Here is a 24,092-nt window from a genome sequence, read left to right as displayed (position 1 = left end):
CTGTCGCATTGGCGCAATTGTGGATGACACGGTCAACAAGTGCTTCAGTTCCGCTTATCGCCTCGAATCTGTTGGCTGGCTTGAAGGCAAAAGCCCCTCGCTGTCCCCGCTGGGCCCAATAATCAGTAGTTATGACTCATATTTTGGTGAACGTTGCATGGCCGTATGCGAACGGTCCACGCCATATCGGCCACGTTGCCGGTTTCGGCGTGCCTTCCGACGTATACGCGCGTTACGAACGTATGAAGGGCAATGATGTCCTGATGGTTTCCGGCACCGACGAGCACGGAACCCCGATTCTGGTCGAGGCGGACAAGGAAGGCGTGAGCCCGCAGGAGCTGGCCAACCGCTACAACCGCGTCATCGCCAAGGATCTCTGCGATCTGGGCTTAAGCTACGACCTCTTTACCCGCACTACGACGGGCAACCACGAGCACGTCGTCCAGGAGCTGTTCAAGCAGTGCCTGAAGAACGGCTATATATATAAAGGTACGCAGAAGGTCGCTATCTCGCCTTCCACCGGCCGTACCCTGCCCGACCGCTACATCGAGGGCACCTGCCCGATCTGCGGGGCGGACGGCGCTCGCGGCGACCAGTGCGACAACTGCGGCAACGAACTTGACCCGGACGAACTGATCAACCCCGTCTCCAAGATCAACGGCGAAAAGCCGGAATTCAAGGAGACCGAGCACTTCTTCCTCGACCTGCCGGCGCTCGCCGAGGCGAACTTGGCGTGGCTCAAGACCCGCAAGGGCTGGCGTACCAACGTCATCAACTTCTCGCTGGGCCTCTTCAAGGAAGTCAAGCCGCGTGCCATCACCCGCGATATCGACTGGGGCATCCCCGTGCCGGTCGACGGCTGGATCGACAACCCCAACAAGAAGCTCTACGTCTGGTTCGACGCGGTCATCGGCTACTTGTCCGCCTCCATCGAATGGGCCCGCCGCAAGGGTGAGCCTGACGCATGGAAGAAATGGTGGAACGATCCGAAGTCTCCGGCCTATTACTTCATGGGCAAAGACAACATCACCTTCCATTCCCAGATTTGGCCTTCCGAGATGCTCGCCTACAACGGCGAGGGTTCCAAGGGCGGCGAGCCGGGCGAGTTCGGCAAACTCAACATGCCCGAGCAGGTCGTGGCCAGCGAGTTCATGACCATGGAGGGCAAGAAGTTCAGCTCTTCGCGCGGCATCGTCATCTATGTCAAGGATATTTTGGCGCGGTACCCGGTTGACGCCGTTCGCTACTACATTTCCGTGGCCGGCCCGGAGACCTCCGACGCCGATTTCACCTGGTCGGAGTTCGTGCGTCACAACAACGAGGAGCTTGCCGCCAGCTGGGGCAACTTGGTCAACCGCGTCGCCAACCTTATGTACAAGAACTTCGGCGAGATTCCGGTGCTTGACGAGGATTCCATGACCGCCGAGGATCGTGCGCTGCTCGAAGAGACGGCCACCGCTTTCGACACGGTCGGCGGGCTCATCGAGCATCACCACCAGAAGAACGCCCTGAACGAGGCGATGAAAGTCGTCGGCGACATCAACAAGTACATCTCCGCGGTCGAGCCTTGGAAGATCAAAGACGACCCGAAGCGTCTCGGCACCGTGCTGCATACGTGTGCGCAGGCGGTCTCGGATGCGAACCACCTGCTTGCCCCGTTCCTGCCGCAGGCCGCGCAGAAGGTCTGGGAGGCGCTCGGCGGCGTGGGCACGTTCTCGCCGTTGCCGCATATCGAGGAGGTCGAGGATCTCGACAAGCCCGGCTTCACCTATCCGATCATCACCGGAGACTATGAGCTTGGACGCACGGTTCATCCGTGGCGCAGCGAGCCGTTGATCGTAGGTACCGCGATTCCGAAGCCCTCGCCTATCTTCCAGAAGATTCCGAAAGAGGCCGTCGACGAAGAACTGGCGCGTTTTGAAGCCGATCTTGCCGCCCGCAAGGAGGCCGAAGCCGAACGTCTCAAGGAGGCCAAGGCAAAGCTTGCCGATGAAAAGAACGACAAGTAACGGTTTCTTGACGGCTGATAGCTCGGTAGGGGCTTAGAGCCTCATGATGCTAGATGGCAACCCCGTCCGCGACATGTGTCGTTGGCGGGGTTTGTGCTTTGAGCTGAGCTTTTGCGATTACGGTTTTCGTCGGTAAAGCGACAGTTGCTTTCCGTATGTCGATGAGTTGGGCTTGATTTATTCGGTTAAAGGCATATAAAGGTGTCCGCGGTCACATATTTCGACATATCGTTGCATAATTGTTACAATTTTCACAGGCTTCTTTGAGTTCCGGACATCATTTTCCCAAGGAAGATGCTGCTATATTAGAGGTGTCAGCGGTTCAACCGCTGGCGAGATTCTTCTCTGAATCCCATAATTGAACCTTCTTCTCTCTTCTCTCGCCCGGCGGCCTTCTCTCCGCCGGGCATCTCTTTTTTACACGCTTTCTTTGTTGGTTTGTCGGGTACCGTCAGTGTTTTCAGCGCAGTGGGGCCGTGACCAGGAAGAAAAGCGCCGGATTACCCTTAAAAAGGTGCTTTTCTGCGGTTGCCGTCTCAGTCGCAACGAGCGCTGAGCACCTGCCACGGTTCAAGGATGGTAGGTTCGCTGGCCGTTGCCTTAAGTGTGTTCTCGTCCAAGAACTCCTTGCGGATGATGACCTCGGTGACGAACTGGTCGAACCATTTGCCGTCGGCCACGTAGTAGCCGTCATCCCCGTTGTCTTTGCCCCAGCTGTTCTCGATCTTCCAGCGATTGGGCTGGCCGTCTTTGTCGAGATTGACCCCGGTGATGGTCATGGCGTGATTGCTCGGATAATCGCCGTATTCGAGGCCGTGTGCCTTGTCGATGCTGAAATCGGTTCCGAACAGCTCGTCGACCCGCACCGCGTCTTTGCTGAAATATCCGCTGTCGCGCAAACTGTATTGCATGCAGTCGCAAGCGAACCAGATCGGATGCCCGGCCTTCACCTGGTCGACGGCCGCCTTGCGCAGCACATCGATGGGGACGTTGGTGAAGTCGAGATTGCCGGTTTCGGCGACGTTGGTCGAATATTTGAGCTGGAAATGCGTATAGAACGGGCGGCTCGGCATCGGGTTGTTGCACACCGTCACAAAATCGTCGACATCGACCGGGACGTACTTGCGGTAGAACTCGAGCGGTGTGATGCCGATTTCCACGATCTGTTTGCGCTCGTCGATGCCGGATTCGCCCTTGGCGTCTTTGGCTGCGAGCGTAGTTGCGGATTTGTCTTCGCTCGATTTGGAATCGGTGCCGATGTTGGCAGCGGCCTTGCTATTGGCTTTCTTTTTATCGGCCGAATCCTTATCGTCGTCGCCGTCCTTGACGCGCGCTCGCCAATCGAACGTGGCAGGCGGCTCGCCGAGCGCAATCGCGCAGATACGATAGATGTCCTCCATGTATTTCTTCTTGAACGCACGCAGCTCGTCGATGCTGGCGCCCTGCTCGTGATGGTTGCGCAGTTCGATGGCAAACTGGCGCAGCTTGGTGGTCAGGTATTGCGTAAAAGCGTCGGAATTCTTGGAATTCGCGGATTCCGGATAGGCGGATTTCGGTACCAGCCCGTACTTGTCGACCAGATTGACGAACATCTGCCACCAGCCGCCGTCATCGGCCGGATAGCTGTTGATTGCCTCGAAGGTGCGGCTGTCGGTCGGCTCATCGAGTGTGGCCAGCACGTTTTCCAGATAGGTGTTCGACTTCTCGAACTTGTCCCAGAAGAACAGATAGGTCTCGGAGAACTCGAAGTTTTCCAGCTTGAAGCGGTGCATCAGCTCGTAACGCAGGGTGTTGAGCGCCGCGAACATCCAGCAGCGGCCGCTTTGGCGCTGGTTGGTGATGGTGCCCTGTTTCAGCTCGATCGAGAAATCGTGCGCAAGTTCGCGTGTGCCGGCGTAACTTGTCGCCGCTTTGATGACCCCGTTCTTGACTGCTGCATTCGCAGCGACATGGTTCGCTCGCGCCGCGCTGCCCGTGTTGTAACTTTCGCTATACTGACGCACGTCTTCAGCGTCTATCGCCTTGGCGTCATTGTCATTTTCGGTCACCTTGTCTGTGCTCATCATTCCTCCGTTTTCGTATGTTCATATTCTATCGTGACGTTTCTTCGGTCGGAAAAGTGTATGAAAATACATCGCGATGGGCATTTCGCGGTCACACCTTAGACTGGGGTTATTGACGAAATGCCAAGGAAGGTGCAAATAATGAAATATAGCGAACTTGGAACGTCGGGCGTGAAGGCCTCGCGCGTGGCCCTCGGCGCGATGCGAATGAATTCCAAGAGTGCCGATGAAGCGCGTGAAATCGTGGGTACAGTGCTGGATGGCGGCGTGAACTTCTTCGATACGGCGGATTGCTATACCGCCGGAGAGAGCAGCCGTCGGCTTGGACAGGCGCTTAAGGACGTGGGCGTGGACCGCGGCTCGATCTATGTCCAGACGAAGTTCGGCATTTACCGCGATCCGAAGAGCGACGACATCACCCGTTACAACTTCTCGAAAGACCATCTTCTCGCCGCGCTCGACAGCGAGCTGAAGAATCTGCAGACCGATTACGTCGATTCGGTGCTGCTGCACCGTCCGGACCAGCTGATGGAACCGGAGCAGATTGCCGAGGCGTTCGACGAGTTGCAGAACTCCGGCAAGGTGCGTCATTTCGGCGTCAGCAATTTCAGCCCGATGCAGGTCGAGATGCTGCAGAGCGGCCTCGATCAGAAGCTCGAGGTCAACCAGCTGCAGTTCGGTTTGGGCCACACCGGCATGGTGCGTCAGGAGATGCACGTCAACATGACCGATGCGCCGAGCGTCGACCATGACGGCGGGCTTATCAGCTACTCGCGTTTGCGCCACATGACCATCCAGGCGTGGAGCCCCTTCCAGTTCGGCTTCTTCGAGGGCGTCTTCATCGACAATCCGAAGTTCCCGGAACTCAACGAGGTGATGCAGCGCGTGGCCGATGCACACGGCGTGACCAAGAATGCGATTGCCGTGGCGTGGATTCTGCGCCACCCAGCGCATATGCAGGTGTTGCTCGGTTCGATGACGCCGAGCCGTCTGACTGAGATGGTGGCCGGGGCCGATGTCGAGCTGAGCGCGCAGGAGTGGTACGACCTCTACGTCGCAGCCGGTAACGACCTGCCGTAAAGCAATCAACTGTCAAGTGGACAACTGCCAGCTTGCAAAACCGTTCATCTGCCTCTGCGTAGTGAGCGGTTTCTTGCATTTTTGCGGATAGGACATATATGCCCGAGAGGTGTTCAGTTACCGTCGTTCAGTGACCGTTTTCTCGCGCATATGCGTGCGTAGATGCAAGAAAACGGTCAGTGCGCTGTAATCCCGCATTGCTAGGGTGGATACGTGCACTACTTCACGCCGAAACGTTGCGCCAGCTCGCGCAAGATCATCTACCACGACAAGGCCCAGGCCGAGCGCGCAGCTCGTCAGGCTTTTATCGAGCGTGATGCCGAGCTGTGGGTGTATCGATGCGAGTTCTGCGGTGGCTGGCACTTGACTCATCACGATCCCAAAGAGGAACAGTTCTTGCGTGGTGTCAGCGCGCAAGCTGCCGCGCGACGTGCGAAGCCTCATTCGCGCAAGCGTGGTTTCAAGCCGCGGCGACGGTAGAGCAGAAAAATCCGTATCAAAAATTTGCAGATTTGCAGATTTCGATACGGATTTTATTATGTCGGTTATCGATAATTTCAGCGGTCGAAGCGGAAGTGCTGGTCTTCGGCTACTGGAACTACCGAGCGGCTGAAGACGCCGCGGTCGACCGAGTTGTTGGCGATTTGGTCGCTGAAGGCGTCGACGGGGCGGTCGGTGTTGCGCAAATCGTAATACTCGTGGACGGTGTTGTCGAAGGCATCGAGCCCGTGGAGCAGTTGCGCGTCATCGGCAGGGTAGCGGTCGACGAAGAACTGGTCGTCACGCTCCATGCGTGGCTTCAGCGCAGGCGACTGGTCGGGCTTGCCGATAGCGAGGCCGAGCACCGGGTAGGTGAATTCCGGCAGGTGCAGCAGCTCGATGAGCTTGCGCGGGTTGTTCAGGACGGAGCCGAGGATCACGCAGCCCAGGTCCAGCGAATAGGCGGCCGTCTCCATGGCGTGCAGCGCGAGAACCGCGTCGTTCTGCGCCTGGGAGAAGCGGTAGCTGGAGTTCAGAGTGAATTCATCGGAATGGACGTCGACGCCCTTGCGCTCGGCGATGGCGGCGTTGCGATGCTCGTCGGCGACAAAGAGGTAGAGCAACGGGGCTTCGGCCACGTAGGTCTGGTGGCAGATCTCGGCGATGGCGTCCTTGATGGCCTGATCCTCAACGCGGATGGCCGACCAATCCTGCAGATACTGGCTTGATGCCGCGTGCTGCGCCACGATTTCCAGCGTCGCAACGGTTTGCTCGTCGATGGCATCCGACTTGAACTTGCGGATGGAACGGCGGTTGAGCAGCGTTGTGATGGTTTCGTTTCTATGTAGATTGTTGTGTGTTTCGGTCATAAACATATTCTTTCAAACGGAGACGAAGTGATCCGGCAATTTTTCGCTCTGAGTAACGCGACAAATGTGAGATTGGTATCTATCTGAATCAAGCGATATCTCGATGAGCGATTTCTTCTGTAAGTTGTTGGCGATATGGAAAGTCGTTCGCCAATCGGCTGTAAACGGGCGGTTTCCGACATGTTTAAAGATGTATGCAACGGACAGTTCCGCGGCCATTTGCCGGCGCATTTTTCTTGCGACTTACCGCCCCGTGTTTTAGCGGTTATTTCCCGCTGCGCCGATTGTGCCGGCGCGTGACCAGCGCATTCGATCCACGAACGCTGAGTTCGGAGATTACCGCTCCCAGCGCCGCCGAAAGTGCGGCAAAAATGATGCTGCCGACAAGACCTTGCTGTTGGGCGTCTTCCTCTGCCGCAGCGGTTCCCGCCGTGCGCTTACCGGACGAACGATCTTCCCAAAGACTCTTGAAAAGTTGGCCGGCTACGGTTCCGACGGTGAACGGGAAAATCATTTTGAAAATCTTGTCGCCCAAGGTGTCGGGGTCTTGCAGACGATGTTGGCGCATGGTTTCTACTTTCTTGTCGACGCGATGGAGGCTTTCAACGATGTGGTCGGCTGAGGAGGGGGACGATGAGGGTGAAGGCGTAGGCGACGAAGGTGACGGTGTGGGTGCTTGCGGCGCTGAGGGCAAAGGTGACAGTGCAGATGTTTGCGGCATTGACGATGAGGATGATGCCGAAACTGAGATGGGGGACGCAGACGGTTGCAACGCCGACTTCGGTGCCGAGGGTCCGGAAGCCGACGGTTCATGACCCGTGGAACCGGCTTCGGGAGATACGGAAGGCATAAAAGAATCCCATGCGGGTGTGCTTGGAACCTTCGTGGCTTCCTTTACTGCGGTTTTGCTGTGTCTTGCGTGCATCTTTCCATAATAGACGCGGCACTGTCCCTGATGCTCTCAACGCACTCAATGGGTTGAGGATTTTGCCGGTTCCGCCGGGTAGTAGGTAAATGCCGGTGACGGGGCGGTGGCGTGGGTGCGGTGGTGTCAACGAAAATATGCATTACAAATTATGGGTGGGATGATTAGCGGATTATGCCTGGTTGATTTTGCGCGTCTTGACGGCCTGCGTTAGAGTTGCACTATGAGTGATTATCTTACTTCAGGCGAGGATGCCTCGAAACCTGGTTACTTGGTGTTGCTGCGTCACGGTCAGACCGCATGGAGTGTCAGCGGGCAATATACAGGGCGCACGGACGTGCCGTTGAACGCAGAGGGGCGGCGGCAGGCAATGGCCGGCGGAAAACGATTGCGCGAGGCTTTCCCGGACGGTTTCGGGCGTGGGCATATTTTTTCGAGTCCGTTGCATCGTGCAAGCGAGACCGCACAATTGGCGGGTTATTCGGATTTCGAGACGCTTGACGATCTCGAAGAGTGGGATTATGGCCCCGCAGAGGGACGTCGGCGTGAGGAAGTCGGCTCGGCGATCGGACACGATTGGTGCGTGTGGGAAGAGGGGCCCGAAACGTTGCCTGCGCAATTGCAGGGTGATTGGGTCTGCAGCCTGCCAAGCAAGGAAGCAGTCAATGTTCACAGTGGTACTGGCGAAACGGTGGACGAGGCGGCCGCCCGCGCTCGACGAGTCATCGAAAAAGTGACGCCGTTGATGCTTGCTGGCCACAATGTCCTGCTTGTGGCGCACGCCCATATTCTGCGTATCGTCACCACACAATGGCTGCGTGCCGACCCACATTCAGGCCGTTTCCTGCGTCTTGACACCGCCCATCACTCAGTGCTCGGATACTACAAAGACGACCCCGTCATCATCCGCTGGAACGTCTGAAAGGTGACTGCAAAGAACCACGATCCTCTTGTCGTCGCCGCTGTTGCCGATCAGAAGACGAATAAGCAGCAGGTGAACTGAGACTTCACCATGATGCCGCCTCATGCTATTCCGTAGCATTTATGGTTGAGTGCTGATAGGATGAAGAACAGCATTTTTACGGAAGATCGTGCACCGGCGTTGTCTGCACAAAACCTGTCGGGTATGAGGAGAAGATAAGCAATGGTCACCATGCAGGATGTGGCGGATGCGGCAGGGGTCTCAAAGGCGACGGTTTCGTATGTGGTATCAGGCAGCCCTTTGATTTCCGAGAAAACTGCAAGCAGGGTACGTGCGGAAATGGAAAAGCTCGGGTACTCCATTAATCATGCCGCGCGTGTGCTTTCGACCTCGAAGACCGGGGCGATCGGGGTGTTGTCTTCGGCCGAGCAAAACGCGTCATTCTCCCTTTCCCTAAGCGCCTATTTGTATGGCATCGCTCGTGCCGCGGGCGATATGGGCTACGACACCATGCTTCTTGCGGGTGCTGATGGCGCAAGTGCTTTGAAATCCGCGGCGCTCACCAAGCGCATAGACGGCGCCATCATCCTCGACGTTCGCAACGGCGATTCGCGGATTCGCGCAGCCGTCCAATCCGGGTTGCCCACAGTCTTGCTCGGTGATCCGGAGGATTCGATGGGCCTTGATTCGGTGGACGCGGATTTTGAGGAAATCAGCACTACTCTGGTCAATCACCTGTACCGGTATGGCCATAGGGATTTGATTTTCATCGGTTGGCCGAAGATGACCTATGAAAGGCGGCTGAGCTACGCAATTCGTTTTAGGTCAGCGATGGTCGAACAGGCGCGCGGCGTTGGGCATGAAGATTCATTGCATCTACCCTGAAAACAGCATGGCCGATCTGTTGCGGCGATTGAAGCGTGCGGTGGAGGAATACGGCGATGCGACCGCCATACTGATTCATAACGATGCAGCCGTTATCGAGGTGTCCCAAGCTTTTTTGAGCCTCAATATCAAGATTCCCGAGGATTTCTCCGTTGTCGCCGTCATCCCCGACAAAGTGGGCGTTGGCATGCAGATTCCTTTCACCGCCATGAGTCTCGACATCAACGCGATCGTCAAGCGCACCGTGGGCACGCTTGTGCATCGGATAGAGTCACCGGATGGCCCGGCCAGGCGTGTGCTGGTCGGTCAGCATCTCCTGCTGGCCGATTCCGTAAAACGCATATCGCGATAAAAGATCCCGTGTCGGTTCGTTTTGCATAGGCCGACAGTTCGAGCCAGCTTGACAGCGCGGCCAAATCGAATGGATCAATCCAGCCAAGACCAGGCGATTGTGTGTAACCGCGATGGGTGTGAACGTTGAAGCGGACTTCCGCTTATGGGCCGGTTCCAGTCCCTTAGCGGCACTTTATTCAATGAATTGAATTTTTGAAAAGCATGGTATATGATGGTTATTGAACCGATTAAATAGCTGGTTTACTTTGACTTAGAAGTGACGGAACAAAGGGGTCTGAATTGCACGTGAATCAATTTTCAATGAGTTCCGACGGACATTCCCTGTTCTGGACGGGCGGGGGCGAATATCTGCGCATTGACGCGTGGGGCCCTAACAGTGTGCGGGTCCGTTCCCGCCAAATGCATGAGCCGATCGAAAACCTGGACTGGGCGCTTCTGCCCGTGCATGAGGGTGAGCCGGCTACCGTCACGATTGACGACGACGGTTGTGTGGCGACGTTGGTCAACGGCGATATCAGCGTTCGCGCAAAGTCTCACCATAACGTTTATGAAGGTGCCGGTTATGAGCAGTTCCATTGCGAGCTGAGTTTTTATAATGCCGACGGCAAGCTTTTATTCGAAGAGAAACCGATTGGCGGAAGCCTGAATCTCAAGGCCCGTGATTTTGAAGGCATCTGCGGAGGGGATTTCTCCGTGACGGCTTCCTTCGTGGCACCTGTTGACGAGCATCTCTATGGAATGGGCGAGTATCAGCAGAACGTCCTTGACCTGAAAGGCTCGACGTTCGAGCTGACGCATCGTAATTCGCAGGCATCGATTCCGTTCGTCGTCTCTTCACAAGGCTATGGGTTTTTATGGAATAACCCTTCCATCGGCACGGCGACGTTCAGCAAGAACGAGACGGTCTGGCGTGCGCAGTCTGCGAAGCAGCTGGATTATTGGGTGACTGCCGGCGGCACCCTGCGCAGATAGAGCGGCAGTATGCCGATGCCACCGGTCACGCCCCGGTCATGCCGGAGTGGGGTCTGGGATTCTGGCAGTCGAAACTGCGCTATTGGAATCAGCAGCAGGTGCTGGATGTCGCCCATGAATTCAAGCGTAAAGGCATTCCGCTCGACCTGATTGTCATCGATTTCTTCCATTGGCCCCACATGGGGGATTTCCGCTTCGAAACCGAGTTCTGGCCCGACCCCAAGGCGATGTGCGACGAGTTGCACAGCATGGGTATCAAGGTCATGGTTTCGGTATGGCCGCAAGTGGCTTTGAACTCCGAAAACTATCTGCAGATGAAGGCCGAGAATCTTTTGGTCGGTACGGATACCGGCGAAGATATCGGCATGATGTTCGAAGGCCCTAGCCAGTTCTTCGATTCCACCAACCCTGCCGCACGTGATTTCGTATGGGATACGTGCAAACGCAACTATACCGATTATGGCATTGACGCTTTTTGGCTCGATGAAGCCGAGCCGGAATACGGTACGTACGATGTCAAGAACTACCGTTATTACGCTGGTCCGGGCCAGCAGGTCGGCAACATCTATCCGGTCGATTACAACAGGTGTTTCTATGAAGGTCAGGTCGCGCAGGGCCGGCAAAACGACGTGGTCAATCTGACTCGTTGCGCCTGGGCGGGTTCGCAGAAGTACGGTGCTTTGGTATGGTCCGGCGATGTCGGTTCCACCTTCGAAGACCTGCAGTGCCAGATCACATGCGCGGTCCACATGGGCATGGCGGGCATACCCTGGTTCACCACCGATATGGGCGGGTTCCACGACGGCGATATCGACTCGGACTATTTCCGTGAGCTCTTCCTTCGCTGGGCGCAGTTTTCCTGTTTCAGCCCGATTATGCGCAACCATGGAAGTCGTTCGGGCCTGCAACCCGACGGTTCCATGAAGGAACAGGTCAGAAGCGCCGACGGAAGCCCGCGCTCGCTTTCCGGAGTCGGCAACGAGCCTTGGAGCATGGGCGAACAGGTTGAGGATATAGTCGTCAAGTTCATCAAGCTCCGGGAAGTGCTGCGTCCGTATACGCGCACGCTGTTCGAGACGGCCCACGAGGATGGCCAGCCCATCATCAGAGGGTTGTTCTACGAGTTCCCGGACGACGAGGCGGCGGCCGACATTGCCGACGAGTACATGTTCGGTCCTGATTTGCTGGTGGCCCCGGTGACCACGCTAAAGGCGAGGTCGCGTGAGGTCTATCTGCCCGGCGATGCTTCGGTTTCTTGGACCGACTTGCGTGACGGGCGGGCGTATCCGGGCGGTTCCACCATCGATTCGCCGGCTCCCCTTGATTCTTTGCCGGTGTTTGCAAAGGCAGGAAAGGATTGGGGACTGTTGAAGCGGTTGTGATTGTTCGGTGCTCGTGTCGTTTCCTGTTTGGGTTTTCGCTATTCGTACGCAAAAATAGGACATACGAATAAGAATTGTAGAAAGGAGTGTGAGCTACAAAGGGTTTCAAGCAAAGGGAGGACTATCCGGTGAGATCCAATGCGGCTTGTCCCTATGGATTACATTCATAAGGACCGTCGCCGAAGTCCGCTGGATATCCGTGTGGTAACGCTGAATATGGTTCAGCGACAATTCAGTAATCTCGATGAACGAGAGAAGGTACAAAGATGAACCGTAAAATCAAGTCGATAGCAGTGTCGTTTATCGCGGCCGCTGTATCTGTCGGAATGCTTGCGGGCTGCGGAAGCTCGAAGTCGTCCGACGACAATGGCAAAGGCAAAGTCTATTATCTCAATTTCAAGCCCGAAGTGGCGAAAGAGTGGAAGGCGTTGGCTTCCGAGTACACCAAGCAGACCGGCGTGCAGGTCACGGTTGAGACCGCGGCTTCGGATACTTACGATCAGCAGCTCAAGAGCGAGATGTCAAAGAGCGAAGCGCCCACGCTTTTCCAGATCAACGGGCCGGTGGGCTACGATGTATGGAAGGACTATACCGCCGATCTGAAGGATACTGAGGTCTATAAGCAGCTTCAGGATCCGAGTATGGCGATCAAGGATGGTTCGAAGGTTGCCGCCGTGCCGTACGTCACCGAAAGCTATGGCATCATCTACAACAAGAACATTCTCGACAAGTATTTCGCCATGAGTGGCGCGAAGATCAAATCCATCAAGGATGTCAATTCTTTCGCTTCGTTGAAGACCCTCAGCGATGATCTCCAAGCGCACAAGTCCGATTTAGGCATCAAGGGCGCCTTCACCTCCGCCGGTTTCGATTCCAGCTCCGACTGGCGTTTCAAGACCCAGCTCGCCAATGTCCCTCTGTATTATGAATTCCAGAAGGATCATATCACCAAGCAGCCCAAGACGGTGAAGGGCACGTATCTGCCGCAGTTCAAGGATATCTTCGATCTGTATCTGAAGGATTCCACGACCGAACCGTCGCAGCTGAGCTCGAAGACCGGTGATGACGCCAATTCCGAGTTTGCGCTTGGTGAGGCTCCTCTCTACCAGAACGGCACCTGGGCCTGGTCTGATTTGCAGAAGGCCGGAGTCAAGCCCGACCAGCTCGGCATGCTGCCGATTTATATCGGCGCCCCTGGTGAAAAGGATCAGGGCCTGACCACAGGTTCGGAGAATTATTGGTGCGTCAATGCCAAGGCTTCTTCGGCTGATCAAAAGGCTACCGAAGCGTTCCTGAAATGGGTGATTACCTCGAAGGACGGCAAGCAGGGCATCAGCAAGACAATGGGCTTCAACACCCCGTTCAAGTCCTTCAGCGACGTCAAGGCCGATAACCCGCTTATCGAGGCTGCAACCGAAAACCGCAAGGAAGGAAAGAAGCAGGTGGATTGGGACTACACCATGATGCCTTCCGAGCAGTGGAAGAACGATTTGGGCAACGCATTGCTCGAATATGCCCAGGGCACCGGAAAGTGGGATCAGGTCAAGACCAATTTCGTTGACGGTTGGGCCAAGGAGTATCAGGCGGCCCACTCCAAGTAAATGATTTGGTGATGGGATGATGCGAGGTGTTTGAAATGGTGTTTGCGGTTTTAACCACCTCGCATCACATAATGAAATGTCTCGAGACGTAATTTTTGATTTTGGGCGCTTGTAATCGAATGTAACAGTTATGAGAGAACGTTTTCATTTTCTGTTTCTTTTTTAACATATCGGTTCTATGCCCTATGTTTCGCTATTTTCAGGATTTTCCTAATCTCGACATTCTGATTTCAAAATGAGCTTGACTTGATAGCTGAAATATGCTAATGTAAGCGTTTACTGGTTTGATATGTTATCACGGACGCACATATTGGATGCAGCAATATCAAAAATTGAATCCGTTTGCAATTTTGCATGCGCACTCGAGGAGGAGAAAGTGGGCGTGAAATGATTTCAATGGCTGGAAAGACGATTCGCAGGTGGTGGGCGTTATTCGCATTGCCTACGTTTGCGGCTTTTGTTATTGGCTTTGTGATTCCGTTCGTGATGGGCATCTATTTGAGCTTCTGCAAGTTCAGTACGGTGACCGATTCGCAATTCATCGGTATGGCGAATTATTCGGCGGCAATCAAAGACCCCGAATTCTGGCACGCGCTGTGGTATACCGTGGCGTTCACCATCGTAACGGTGCTGATTATCAACATCTGCGCGCTTTCGCAGTGGCGTATATGCTGACCAAGGCGATCAAGGGCTCGACGATTTTCCGTTCGGTATTCTTCATGCCGAACCTCATCGGCGGCATTATCCTGGGCTATATCTGGCTGCTGCTTTTGAACGGCATCCTGGCTCATTGGAGCAAGTCGATCACCTATTCAGGAACATATGGTTTCTGGGGCATGGTTGCCTTGTACTGCTGGCAGCAGATAGGCTACATGATGATTATCTACATCTCCGGTCTGCAGTCCCTGCCTGGTGACGTCATCGAAGCGGCGGCGGTCGACGGGGCAAATTCCCGGCAGACGCTGTTCCGGGTGACGATTCCGCTGATGATGCCTTCGATCACCGTCTGCACATTCCTGACGATGACCAACGGCTTCAAGATGTTCGATCAGAACTTGGCATTGACCAATGGCGCACCTTCGAATACATCTGAAATGCTGGCGCTCAACATCTACCGTACGTTCTACGGACGTGCAGGGTTTGAAGGCGTCGGCCAGGCCAAGGCGGTGGTGTTCTTCATCATCGTCGCGATTCTGGCGATTATCCAGAACAAGTTGACCACGAGCAAGGAGGTAGAGGCATGAGCGACAAGGTAAAGCATTCTGGTCTGTGGACGCTGTTCTTCACGATAGTGAGCTTGATCTGGATCTTCCCGATCGTGCTCGTTGTTATCAACTCCTTCAAGCAGAAGGCGTATATTTCGCGTAATGCGTTCTCGATTCCTCGCGGTAGCGAGTTCGTAGGTCTGGAAAACTACCGGAGGGGCGTTGAACAGACTGATTTGTTCGCGAGCTTCGGGTGGACCGTCGTTGTTACTGTCGGTTCGGTTCTGCTGATTCTGGTGTGCACTTCGATGTGCGCATGGTGGATTGTGCGAGTCAACAACTGGGCGGCGAAGGCGCTGTATGCGCTCTTCCTGTTCAACATGATCGTGCCTTTCCAGATGGTCATGTTTACGCTTTCCAAGTTGGCCGATATGTTGGATCTCAACACTCCTTGGGGCCTGTGGATTATTTACCTTGGCTTCGGCGCGGGCTTGGCAGTGTTCATGTTTACCGGCGTCATCAAGGGAATCCCGCAAGAGCTTGAAGAGTCCGCCATGATCGATGGTGCTTCGGTTCCTGGAATCTTCTTCCGTATCGTGGTGCCCATTATGCGCCCCTCGATCATTTCGGTTGCGATTCTTGAGGCCATGTGGATTTGGAACGACTTCCTGCTTCCGTATCTGACACTGGATATGCGCAAGTACAAGACCATGTCGATCGCCATTCAGTACCTCAAGGGTGGCTATGGTTCGGTTGATATGGGTGCGATGATGGGCTGCCTGGTGCTGGCCATCATCCCGATCATCATCTTCTACCTCTTCTGCCAGAAGTACATTATTAAAGGTGTAATGGCTGGAGCGGTGAAGGGCTAACGCCCTTCACAAACAACAGCCCAGTGGGCTGTTGTTTAGCTCCAGCCTGAGCGAGGCCGAAAGGCCAAGCGAAGGTAGTATTGAGCGAAACCCGCCCGCAAGGGCGGGTTTCTCCGTAATTGCAGGGCCGGAGGCGGAGCGGTGAAGGGCGGAGTTGTTGACGGGTGACAGTCGTGTGGTTGTTGTCTTCCAGCCTAGTGAAAGGCCGTAAGGCCGGGCCGAAGGCGGTATTGAGTCGAAACTCCATCCGCAAGGGCGGGTTTCTCCGTAATTGCAGGGCCGGAGGCGGGGCGGTAAGGGGCGGAGTTGTTAACCGCTAGCAAGTCCTGTGGTTATTGTCCGGCTCCGGCTGATGAGAGGCCGCAAGGCCGAGCGAAGACTGTATTAAGTCAATTTCCATCCGTAAGGATGGATTTTCTGTAACTGCAAGGCCAAAGGTGGGGCGGTGAGAGTTGGAAGCCTTTCGCAATTAGCAGTCTTGTGGGTTCTTCTGTAATTGCAACGCCAGAGGCGAGACAGCAAGAAGGGCCGATCAGGTTTTTAAAAATATAAAAGAAGGGCCACCTACATATAGCGGGTGGCCCTTCTTGTGTTGTTTGCTTTATACGGTTCGCAGCAATTGCTCCGATACCGCGCGAGCCACGGTGTCTGGCAGCTGCAAGTCGCCGGGGGCTTCTTGCAATGCGTGCAAAGCGGTCAGGCCGTCCTTGCCGTATTGACGAATGGCGTCGTAGGCCTTTTCTTTGGCCAGATAGTTGATCTGCGCATCATAAAGCACTTTCATCGCATCATCGACCGTGTTTTCCGCGCAAGGGCGAAGCGGCGAATCGAAGTCGATGCTTACGTCCGAATCCCGCGCGATGCCCCGTAGCGCAACGGAAAGGCTTTGGCTCTCGTCATCATACCTGCATTCTGCAGTCTGGTATTTTTTACCGTCTACCGATACGGTCGGTGCCACGTCATCTTTGGCGACTCCGCGGAAAACAACGGTCCAGTCTCTTGTCGCCGGCAAGCAAGCTGTATTACCTTGTGGCCGACCGATGGTGAAGCGGGCGTTGTCCCCATTGCCGTTTCCGACGTTGAGCAGCAGGGTGGTGGTCGTGCGTGCACTGTCGTCAGCGTGTGCGCCGTCGTCTTCGATCAGATCAAATCGACCATCGTCACCTGGAAAGACCACAATCTCCAAGTGCTTCGGATTCTTTACATTGTTGACCGGTCCGTTGGCTTCGTCCAAAGTCTGCATCGGCACGATGGCCCCGGCCTTTGCAAAGACAGGAATATCGGCAAGATCGCGCCAGAGTTCGAAGTTTCTTCCAGCCGATGCGGGCGCATCGTAACGTTTGCCGGTGAAGAAGTCGAACCATTGTCCTTGCGGGAGCCATGCTCTGGCAGAGCCCTTCTGTACTTCACGTACCTGAGGGGTGACGATGGGGGCCACCACCAGTTGCGAGCCGAACCTGAACTCATCGGGGACGCGGTAAGCGTCATCGATTTCAGGGCTCTGCCAATACATCGGCTCGACGAGAGGCCTGCCGTCAACGTGCGCCCGCCAATTCATGCTATAGAGATAGGGGATGAGTTGTTGGCGCAAACGAAGCGCTTCGGTCATCGCAAGTCGGGTCTCCGTATGGAAGTTCCAGGGTTCCTTGCCGTTGAACGGGGAATCGGTGGAGTGCAGGCGGTTGATCGGGCTGAAGGTGCCGAGCTGGTACCAGCGCGCTTCCAGTTCTTCGTCTCGGTAGCCGAACATGTGCCCGCCGATGTCGTGGCTCCACCAGCCGTAGCCGATGTTGCTTGCGGTGGCGGTGAAATATGGTTGGAATTGCAGGGATTTCCAGGAGACGACGGTATCGCCGGAGAACCCGACGGGGTAGCGGTGCGAACCAGGGCCTGCATACCTTGAGAAGGTGATCGGCCAACGGCCGTCACGTCCGGAATCAAGATAGTGCAGGTGGTTAAGGATCCACAGGGGGTCGAGCCCCTTTTGCCGGGTCACGCCTCCCTGTTGCCAATCGATCCACCAGAAGCTGACGCCTTCGTCTTCAAGGTGATGGTGAAGGTTGAAATAGGTCTGCATGAATTTCGGGCTGGAAGGATCGAAGACGATCGGCTCCTCGCTTTTGGGGTCGACGCCCATCTCCTCGGCCACTTCGGGGTAGCAGTCTTCGAAGGCCCTGATGCCGTCGCGCGGATGGATGTTCAGCGTCACTTTCATCCCGTTTTGGTGCAATTCGTCCATGAATTTTCCCGGATTAGGGAAGAGTTTGTGGTTCCATGTATAGCCGGTCCAACCGGAACCGTATTTGGGATCGATGTCGTCGACGCGGTGCCAATCCATGTCGATGACCGCGGTGTTGAACGGTATCCCCTCCTTTTCGAAGCGCTGCATGAGGTTCAGATATTCATCGCTGCTGTATTTGTGGTACCGGCTCCACCAGTTGCCGAACGCGAAACGGGGAAGCAACGGTGTCTGCCCGGTAAGGCGATAAAAGTCCTGGATCGCTTCGATATAGCGGTGTCCGTATGCGAAGATGTAAAGGTCGATGCCCTTGTGATTTCTGGGTTCGACCCACATGCCGAAGGGGTTGGCCTGCCCTTGCACCGAGTCGGTCTCCACCAATTCGTTCGACGAGGAATCGTCGAGGAGTGCCCATCCGTTTCTGGAGATGATGCCTTGGCCCAGCGGTATCTCACCGTCGGCCTTGTCGAGGGTTCGGGCGGTTCCCCTGAGGTTCCCGACAGGTTCGGCGCCGAAGTTCCAAGTGTTCCTTTGGCTGTCCCGCAATCCTTTGACCACCACGCTCAGTCCCTCTTTGCTGAACGGTTGCATGTCGTAAGTCAGCCTCAAGTGGGGAGTTTCGACAATCAGTTCATCGTCTTTGATCCTCTTGGTGAATTCCGGTTTTGCATCCCAATTCCGGCACGTTACCGTCTGCGTGGCATGGTCTTCGAAAAAGCCGTCATCCTGCCATTCGAGACGGATCAGTGATTCCGTAATGACCCCGATGCGCCAATTGTCGCCGGCGATAGTAGTCGCTGGGTCCAGCGCTGGTCGAGTGGTCAATCTGGGGAAGGATGGCATCTTTGTTCTCCTTTGTGGTGCAATTTCTTGAACTCTTGTCGTATTAAGTTTAGTCAAGGGCCCTAATCTCTTTCGCTGTTTCAAACGGCAAAAAGAACAGCCCGTAAGCTCTCGAAATGAAGGCTTAAAGGCTGTTCTTTCAGCATTCTGGATTGATGTTAATCCTCGAACTTTGTGGCCTTGGGCAGCATGCCGGTGGCCTTCTGGTTATCGGCCCATTCGCTCTTCCAAACGTTCAAGTATGTACTCTTGACGTTGTCCCAGCCCTTGGTGCCCTGGGTGTATTCCACCAAGGCGTTACCGATGCCGTCTTCCCACTGCATGCCGGGAATCGCGAAGCTGCGTAGTGGCTTCTTGCCCTTGGTCTCCCATTGGCGGGCTGCGGTAGTGATCGGGTTGTCTGGCTGATACTTGGCATTGTCGAAGCCCTTGAAGGGGGCGGAGAAGCCCATTTCCTTGGAGAGGACCGACTTGCCCTGATCGCTGTTGACCATCCACTGATGAAGTCCAGCGTCGCTTTCCGGTCGGCTGCGCTGATGTTCTTGTTGACGGCCCAAGCGGCATCATAGATGGACGGCGGTGCGTATGCTTCTTCGCCCTTGATACCGGTGAAGTAGGAGGGCAGCATGCCGATGTCACTGTCCGCCACCTTGTTCTTGCGGATGTTGGTGTAGGACCAGACGCCGTTGGTGTAGAAGGCTACCTCGCCGAGTGCGAATTCGCCGGCGATGTCATCGGACGTTTTGGAGCTCAGCATCGTTGCCGGAGTCGGGCTATTCTGCACCTGCAGGTCGATCATGTTCTTGTAGTTGTCGAGATAGGTGCCTTTGAGTTCTGGCTTGAACGTGGTGTTCGAGTCCTTGTACTCGAAGAACAGCGGGATTCTCGAAAGATGTGCGGTGAAGCGGTATTGCGCCGAAGCGTCCAGGCCCGGGGTCGCGAACGCTCCCTTGATGCCCAAATCGCCCTTATGAGACTGGATGTCCTTGACGACCTTCGTGAAGACGTCCCAATTCTTGATATCGGCATCGCTCTTGATCACGGCATAAGGCTTCGAGCAATAGTCCTTGATGATCTTCTTGTTGTAGATGATGCCGTACCATTCGGCTGCATACGGCAGCGTGTAGGCGTTTTTGCCGTCGCGATAGGCGTTGGTCTTTCCGGCGTCATTGAGCAGTGAGAAGACTTCGGTGTCTTGCAAAGGTGCCATGTGGCTCTTGTATTTGGTGAAATCGTCGTAGCCGCTGATGCTGAACATGGTCGGCGGTTCCGATTTTGCCAGCTCGGAAGCCATCGTCTCGTCCATTTCCTCTGCGGAAGACGTGCTGATTTGTACTTCGACGCCTGTCTTTTCGGTGTATTTCTTGGCAAGAGCCTTGAACTGGTCGGCGACTTCGGTTTTGCCGTTCAGGAAGTAAACGTGGCCTTTGCTCGAATCAGTTTTGGATTTCCCGCCGCAGCCGGCCAAGCCGGTGGCGATAAGGGCAACGCTCAATACTGTGACTGTTGCCTTTTTTGAGAAATTCATAATGATTTCCTCCTTCTGTTTCTTCGATTATGCATAGTCGAAATGCAACTTGGGATAGTGATTATCTCGTTTGCCTTATTTGCTGCTGTGCAAACTCCTCTTCGGTGAGTCATGGAGCACGATCTGTGGTCCAAGAAAAGTCTCAACAAAAAGTTGAAGCTTCTAAATTAAATATAGCACTATTAGTAAATTCATGTGACTATTTTAGTAATTTTCCTTTGATTTCCGGTTTGATCATAGCCGGCAATGCCCTCAAGGCGTGTGATTGCAAGTCATGGGCATGGTTAGACTGTAAGCTAATTGTTCTACGACTGTACTTTTCCACATTCCAAGGGAGGGCCCGATGTCGAGAGAAAAAGATCAGCAGGCTCAAAGCAATGGCCAAGAGACCAATGACGATGAGCATGAAATGATACTTGCCGCATTGATGCAATTGGTCGATCCGCTCTCCCGTATTCTTCCTGATTCCGAAGTCGTGCTTCATGATTTGCGCAAGATGCCGAACACCATCGTCGCCATAGCGAATTCTCTGACCGGTAGGGGAGTGGGCGACCCGGCAACGGATCTCCTGCTCGCTGAAGCCGCGCAGGGCGACGTGCACACAAAGGTCTCCTATCGCACGACCTTGCCGGATGGGCGTGACTTGCAATCCACCACCATCGCGATTAAAGACCGCAATATGAAGACTTTTGCAGCCCTTTGCATCAACAGTGACGTCTATATCTGGCAAAAGCTCTCGAATATCTCCAGTCTGATGCTTGGCCAGACGGTCAAAGGGGAGCGGCCGGCCGAAGAGAATTTCGCGAAAAGTGTCGACGAGCTCGGCAACCTGATTATCGATGGGGCGATTGCCAAGCAGGGAATCCCGGTCGAGCTCATGCAAAAAGAGCACAAGATGAAAGTCGTTCAGGACGCCAAGAACGGCGGTGTTTTTCTGCTCCGGGATGCCGCCGATACCATGGCCCAAAAGAAGCTCGGTGTTTCAAGGTTTACCGTCTATAACTACCTCAAGGAACTGGACGCAGATTCAAACGGGGAGGACGCCGGAGCGTCTGAATCCGCATGATGCGCAACCCAAAACGGATGTGCGGAAACGGCTCGGCAAAAGCACGGGCGAACTGAATCCGTATGCATCTTGCCCGTATTCTTTTCTGGTTGGCGAAATATGAGCAATCAGCACCAACGTCATCGGAAAGGCCGCCTGTAGTTGGTCGGCAGGTGGCCTTTCCGATAGGTTCTGAGTCGTTTACTTGGTTGTCAGCAGCCAGACGGAGGCGTCCTGAGGAAGCTTGCCGTCGGCATCCAGATCGGCCGAGGCCATCAGCTGTGTCGCATTAGCGGGCAACGCGACAGGCGCTGCCCCGAAATTCGTGATGTTGACGAAGCTGTGTCCGTCGGCATCCGCGGCAGGACGAGAGTAAGCGATGACGTCGTGGCCCATGTCCAGCATCGTGATGGCATCGTGGTCGCCGGTGGCGGTGAGCAGCTGCGCGCGGTCCTTGAGGATCTCGCGGTAGAAGTTCAGCATGCTCTGCGGGTCGGCCGCTTCCTTGTCGGCGGCGAAATCCTTGAACCAAAGCGGTTGCGGCAGGTGCGGCTCGGCGCTCGCGCTGCCGTCGGCCTTTTTGGCCGGGGAGAAGCCGAACGAGGCGCCCTCACCGAAAGCCCCGTTCTCGCTCCAGCTGGCGGGCTTCGGCTCGTCGCCGGCAATCCATGGCAGCGGGACGCGGCAGCCGTCGCGGCCCTTGTCGCTGAAGTTGCGCGCGGTGCGGAACGGCGTCGGGTCCTCGAGGCGGTCCCATGGGATGTTCGGCACCTCGAAGAGGCCGAGTTCCTCGCCTTGGTAGATGTAGACGGATCCGGGTAGGCCGAACTCCATCATCGCGGCGGCGCGTGCGCGGCGGGTGCCGAGCTCGCGGTCCTCGATGTAGGTCTTGCCGTCGCGCAGCAGCCAATCGGTGGCGATCTGGTGCTGGCCGTTGGCCTTGACTTGCGGCAGGCCATAGCGGGAGACGTTGCGCGGGATGTCGTGGTTGCTCATCACCCACGTCGAAGTGGATCCGCCGCTCTGGGACGCGGATTCGAGGCCTTCGGTGATGGCGGTGCGCATCTCGTCGACGTCCCAGTTGGCCTTGGCGAACTCGAAGTTGAAGACCTGGCCGAGCTCGTCGGGGGAGGCGTAGAGATGCTGGTGCTCGGGGACGACCCAGGCCTCGCCGACGGCGAAACGCGGCGGGTTGTACTCGTTGAAGACCTGGCGCCATTCCTTGTAGATCTCATGGACTTCCGGCCTGTCCCACATGGGGTTCTTGCCGTCGTGGTTGACGTTGTTTTCCACGCTGTATTCGCGGCCGAGCTCTTCCAGCGATTTGCTGTCGAAGTCCTTGGCCAGCCCGTGTGCCACGTCGATGCGGAATCCGTCGACGCCGTGGTCGCTCCAGAAACGGAAGGTCTGCTTGAATTCCTCGTGGATGTCCGGGTTCTTCCAGTTGACGTCGGGCTGCTCGGCGGCGAAGATGTGGAAGTACCACTGGCCGTCGTCGACCTGCTGCCAGGACGGGCCTCCGAAGAGCGACTGCCAGTCGTTCGGCGGCAATTCGCCGTTCTTGCCGCGGCCTTCGCGGAAGATGTAGCGGTCGCGTGCGGCGCTGCCGCGTCCGGCCTTGAGCGCCTCCTTGAAGAAGCGGTGCTTGTCGGAGGTGTGGTTCGGCACGATGTCGACGATGACTTTGATACCGGCCTTGTGCGCCGTGGCGACCATGTTGTCGAAATCGCTCATGGTGCCCAGACGCGGGTCGACGTTGCGGTAATCGATGACGTCATAGCCGCCGTCGGCAAGCTCGGAGGGGTAGAACGGCGAAAGCCAGATCGCGTCGACGCCCAGCGCTTTCAGATAACCCATTTTCTCGGTGATGCCTGCGATGTCGCCCAATCCGTCGCCGTTGACATCCTTGAAGCTACGCGGATAGACCTGATAGACGACGGCCTGCTTCCACCAGTCGGCGCGTGTGTTGTTGGCGGTCATTGGATTCCCTCCTTGGAGAGTGCAGTACTACCTTATTCATAAGTACCATGACAACGTTATCAAATCTATCATAATCCCAGGAGTGAAACAAGATATCTGGGCATGTCTGCTAAAGGAACGCAAACAATAGAAAATGTTTTCATTGCGCATGATGGCGTATGCTGTTGTATGGAGTTCATGATCGATCACATTTGATACTTAAAGATTAAAGGCGGAATATGAAGTGGCTTTCACCTGATTCAGGGTTCATGCGGGGGCTGTCGGATCTTACCGATGCCGTTTGGATCAACATCCTGATGCTGGTTACCTCCATTCCCATCATCACCATCGGTGCGGCCCTGACCGCCGGCCATGACGCGTCGAGGCGCTCGCTTATCGGGGAAGGGCACGTCACCTCGAACTATTTCAAGGCCTTCAAATCAAATTTCAAGGCCTCGACCATACTCTGGTTGCTCTTCGGCACCACCGGCGCGGCGATTGCCTGCAGTTGGGTGTTTTTGCAGATCACACCGCTACTGATCCCGAAATTCGCGTTCACGATCGTTTGGCTGATAGGTTTTGAATGGATTTGGGGGCTTCAGGCCAGGTTCAAGAACTCCATCGGCGGCACGTTGAAAAACGCTTTTGTGTTCGGTGTCTCCTACTTCGGCACCACTCTCGCTTTGGTTGTTGTAGACGTCATTTTCGTCAGTCTTATAGTCGCCTCGTGGTTCTATATGCCGCAAGGCGAGTTCCTTCTTTTCGTTTTCGGTTATGGTTCGATGATCATGATTCATATCCCGGTATTGGAGCATGTTTTCAAGCGTTATCTGTAGTCTCTTGCAGTCCTGTTGGCGGC

General features: G+C 55.5%; 19 protein-coding genes and 1 pseudogene. 14 read left to right on the top strand and 6 right to left on the bottom strand.

The window, feature by feature from the left end:
- The first annotated feature begins 131 nt into the window (after positions 1-131).
- The gene (gene metG / locus OZX74_RS08640; protein WP_277156503.1) at positions 132-2,009 is read left to right on the top strand and encodes a methionine--tRNA ligase; all 1,878 of its coding nucleotides are present in this window, start codon (positions 132-134) and stop codon (positions 2,007-2,009) included.
- 536 nt (positions 2,010-2,545) lie between these two features.
- On the opposite strand, the gene OZX74_RS08635 is transcribed toward metG, so the two are convergent.
- Positions 2,546-4,075, bottom strand: coding sequence for a C1 family peptidase (locus OZX74_RS08635; protein ID WP_277156502.1), 1,530 nt, complete (start codon positions 4,073-4,075; stop codon positions 2,546-2,548).
- Positions 4,076-4,213: 138 nt separating this feature from the next.
- On the opposite strand from OZX74_RS08635, the gene OZX74_RS08630 reads away from it, so the two are divergent.
- Both OZX74_RS08630 and OZX74_RS08625 read left to right on the top strand, forming a co-directional pair.
- Complete coding sequence (locus tag OZX74_RS08630; protein ID WP_277156501.1) at positions 4,214-5,152, top strand: aldo/keto reductase; 939 nt, start codon at positions 4,214-4,216, stop codon at positions 5,150-5,152.
- Between the two features lie 213 nt (positions 5,153-5,365).
- Positions 5,366-5,632 carry a hypothetical protein gene (locus OZX74_RS08625; protein ID WP_277156500.1) on the top strand — a complete coding sequence of 89 codons (267 nt, stop codon included), beginning with the start codon at positions 5,366-5,368 and terminating at the stop codon, positions 5,630-5,632.
- Between the two features lie 77 nt (positions 5,633-5,709).
- Here the strand turns inward: OZX74_RS08625 and OZX74_RS08620 are convergent, their stop codons facing one another.
- On the bottom strand, positions 5,710-6,501 hold the full coding sequence (locus OZX74_RS08620) for a nitroreductase family protein (RefSeq protein WP_277156499.1): 792 nt from the start codon (positions 6,499-6,501) through the stop codon (positions 5,710-5,712).
- Between the two features lie 265 nt (positions 6,502-6,766).
- Positions 6,767-7,069, bottom strand: coding sequence for a DUF4235 domain-containing protein (locus OZX74_RS08615; protein WP_277156498.1), 303 nt, complete (start codon positions 7,067-7,069; stop codon positions 6,767-6,769).
- Between the two features lie 40 nt (positions 7,070-7,109).
- On the opposite strand from OZX74_RS08615, the gene OZX74_RS08610 reads away from it, so the two are divergent.
- The 9 genes and pseudogenes from OZX74_RS08610 (at position 7,110) to OZX74_RS08570 (ending at position 15,619) form a co-directional block, all read left to right on the top strand.
- Positions 7,110-7,316, top strand: coding sequence for a hypothetical protein (locus OZX74_RS08610; protein ID WP_277156497.1), 207 nt, complete (start codon positions 7,110-7,112; stop codon positions 7,314-7,316).
- A gap of 333 nt (positions 7,317-7,649) precedes the next feature.
- Positions 7,650-8,348 (top strand): histidine phosphatase family protein, encoded by a 699-nt coding sequence (locus OZX74_RS08605; RefSeq protein ID WP_277156496.1) that lies wholly within the window; start codon positions 7,650-7,652, stop codon positions 8,346-8,348.
- A 222-nt stretch (positions 8,349-8,570) separates the two neighbouring features.
- Positions 8,571-9,233, top strand: coding sequence for a LacI family DNA-binding transcriptional regulator (locus OZX74_RS08600; RefSeq protein WP_277156495.1), 663 nt, complete (start codon positions 8,571-8,573; stop codon positions 9,231-9,233).
- 7 nt (positions 9,234-9,240) lie between these two features.
- Positions 9,241-9,585, top strand: coding sequence for a substrate-binding domain-containing protein (locus OZX74_RS08595; protein WP_277156494.1), 345 nt, complete (start codon positions 9,241-9,243; stop codon positions 9,583-9,585).
- 302 nt (positions 9,586-9,887) lie between these two features.
- Positions 9,888-10,559: a hypothetical protein gene (locus OZX74_RS08590; RefSeq protein ID WP_277156493.1), complete on the top strand. Its 672-nt coding sequence runs from the start codon at positions 9,888-9,890 to the stop codon at positions 10,557-10,559.
- Positions 10,526-11,941 carry a TIM-barrel domain-containing protein gene (locus OZX74_RS08585; RefSeq protein ID WP_277156492.1) on the top strand — a complete coding sequence of 472 codons (1,416 nt, stop codon included), beginning with the start codon at positions 10,526-10,528 and terminating at the stop codon, positions 11,939-11,941. The genes OZX74_RS08590 and OZX74_RS08585 overlap by 34 nt, the downstream gene beginning before the upstream one ends.
- 266 nt (positions 11,942-12,207) lie before the next feature.
- Positions 12,208-13,542, top strand: coding sequence for an ABC transporter substrate-binding protein (locus OZX74_RS08580; protein ID WP_277156491.1), 1,335 nt, complete (start codon positions 12,208-12,210; stop codon positions 13,540-13,542).
- A 387-nt stretch (positions 13,543-13,929) separates the two neighbouring features.
- Positions 13,930-14,786: pseudogene (locus tag OZX74_RS08575) on the top strand (sugar ABC transporter permease).
- Positions 14,783-15,619, top strand: coding sequence for a carbohydrate ABC transporter permease (locus OZX74_RS08570; protein ID WP_277156490.1), 837 nt, complete (start codon positions 14,783-14,785; stop codon positions 15,617-15,619). Before OZX74_RS08575 ends, OZX74_RS08570 begins: the two are co-directional and overlap by 4 nt.
- A gap of 601 nt (positions 15,620-16,220) precedes the next feature.
- On the opposite strand, the gene OZX74_RS08565 is transcribed toward OZX74_RS08570, so the two are convergent.
- Both OZX74_RS08565 and OZX74_RS08560 read right to left on the bottom strand, forming a co-directional pair.
- Entirely contained in the window at positions 16,221-18,701 is a 2,481-nt protein-coding gene (locus OZX74_RS08565) for a TIM-barrel domain-containing protein (RefSeq protein ID WP_277156489.1), read from the bottom strand.
- Between the two features lie 235 nt (positions 18,702-18,936).
- Positions 18,937-20,229: an ABC transporter substrate-binding protein gene (locus OZX74_RS08560; RefSeq protein ID WP_277156488.1), complete on the bottom strand. Its 1,293-nt coding sequence runs from the start codon at positions 20,227-20,229 to the stop codon at positions 18,937-18,939.
- Between the two features lie 343 nt (positions 20,230-20,572).
- On the opposite strand from OZX74_RS08560, the gene OZX74_RS08555 reads away from it, so the two are divergent.
- Positions 20,573-21,295 (top strand): PAS domain-containing protein, encoded by a 723-nt coding sequence (locus OZX74_RS08555; RefSeq protein WP_277156487.1) that lies wholly within the window; start codon positions 20,573-20,575, stop codon positions 21,293-21,295.
- A gap of 180 nt (positions 21,296-21,475) precedes the next feature.
- Here the strand turns inward: OZX74_RS08555 and OZX74_RS08550 are convergent, their stop codons facing one another.
- A complete protein-coding gene (locus tag OZX74_RS08550; RefSeq protein WP_277156486.1) occupies positions 21,476-23,254 on the bottom strand; it encodes a glycoside hydrolase family 13 protein in 1,779 nt (592 codons plus the stop codon).
- Between the two features lie 218 nt (positions 23,255-23,472).
- Between OZX74_RS08550 and OZX74_RS08545 the strand changes: the two genes are divergently transcribed.
- A complete protein-coding gene (locus tag OZX74_RS08545) occupies positions 23,473-24,069 on the top strand; it encodes a YesL family protein (protein ID WP_277156485.1) in 597 nt (198 codons plus the stop codon).
- The last annotated feature ends 23 nt before the right edge of the window (positions 24,070-24,092 follow it).

The sequence above is a fragment of the Bifidobacterium sp. ESL0798 genome, from assembly GCF_029395415.1.
Taxonomy (GTDB): domain Bacteria; phylum Actinomycetota; class Actinomycetes; order Actinomycetales; family Bifidobacteriaceae; genus Bifidobacterium.
The sequence above is the reverse complement of the archived record's forward strand: the minus strand, read 5'-3'. Positions and strand labels throughout refer to the sequence as shown.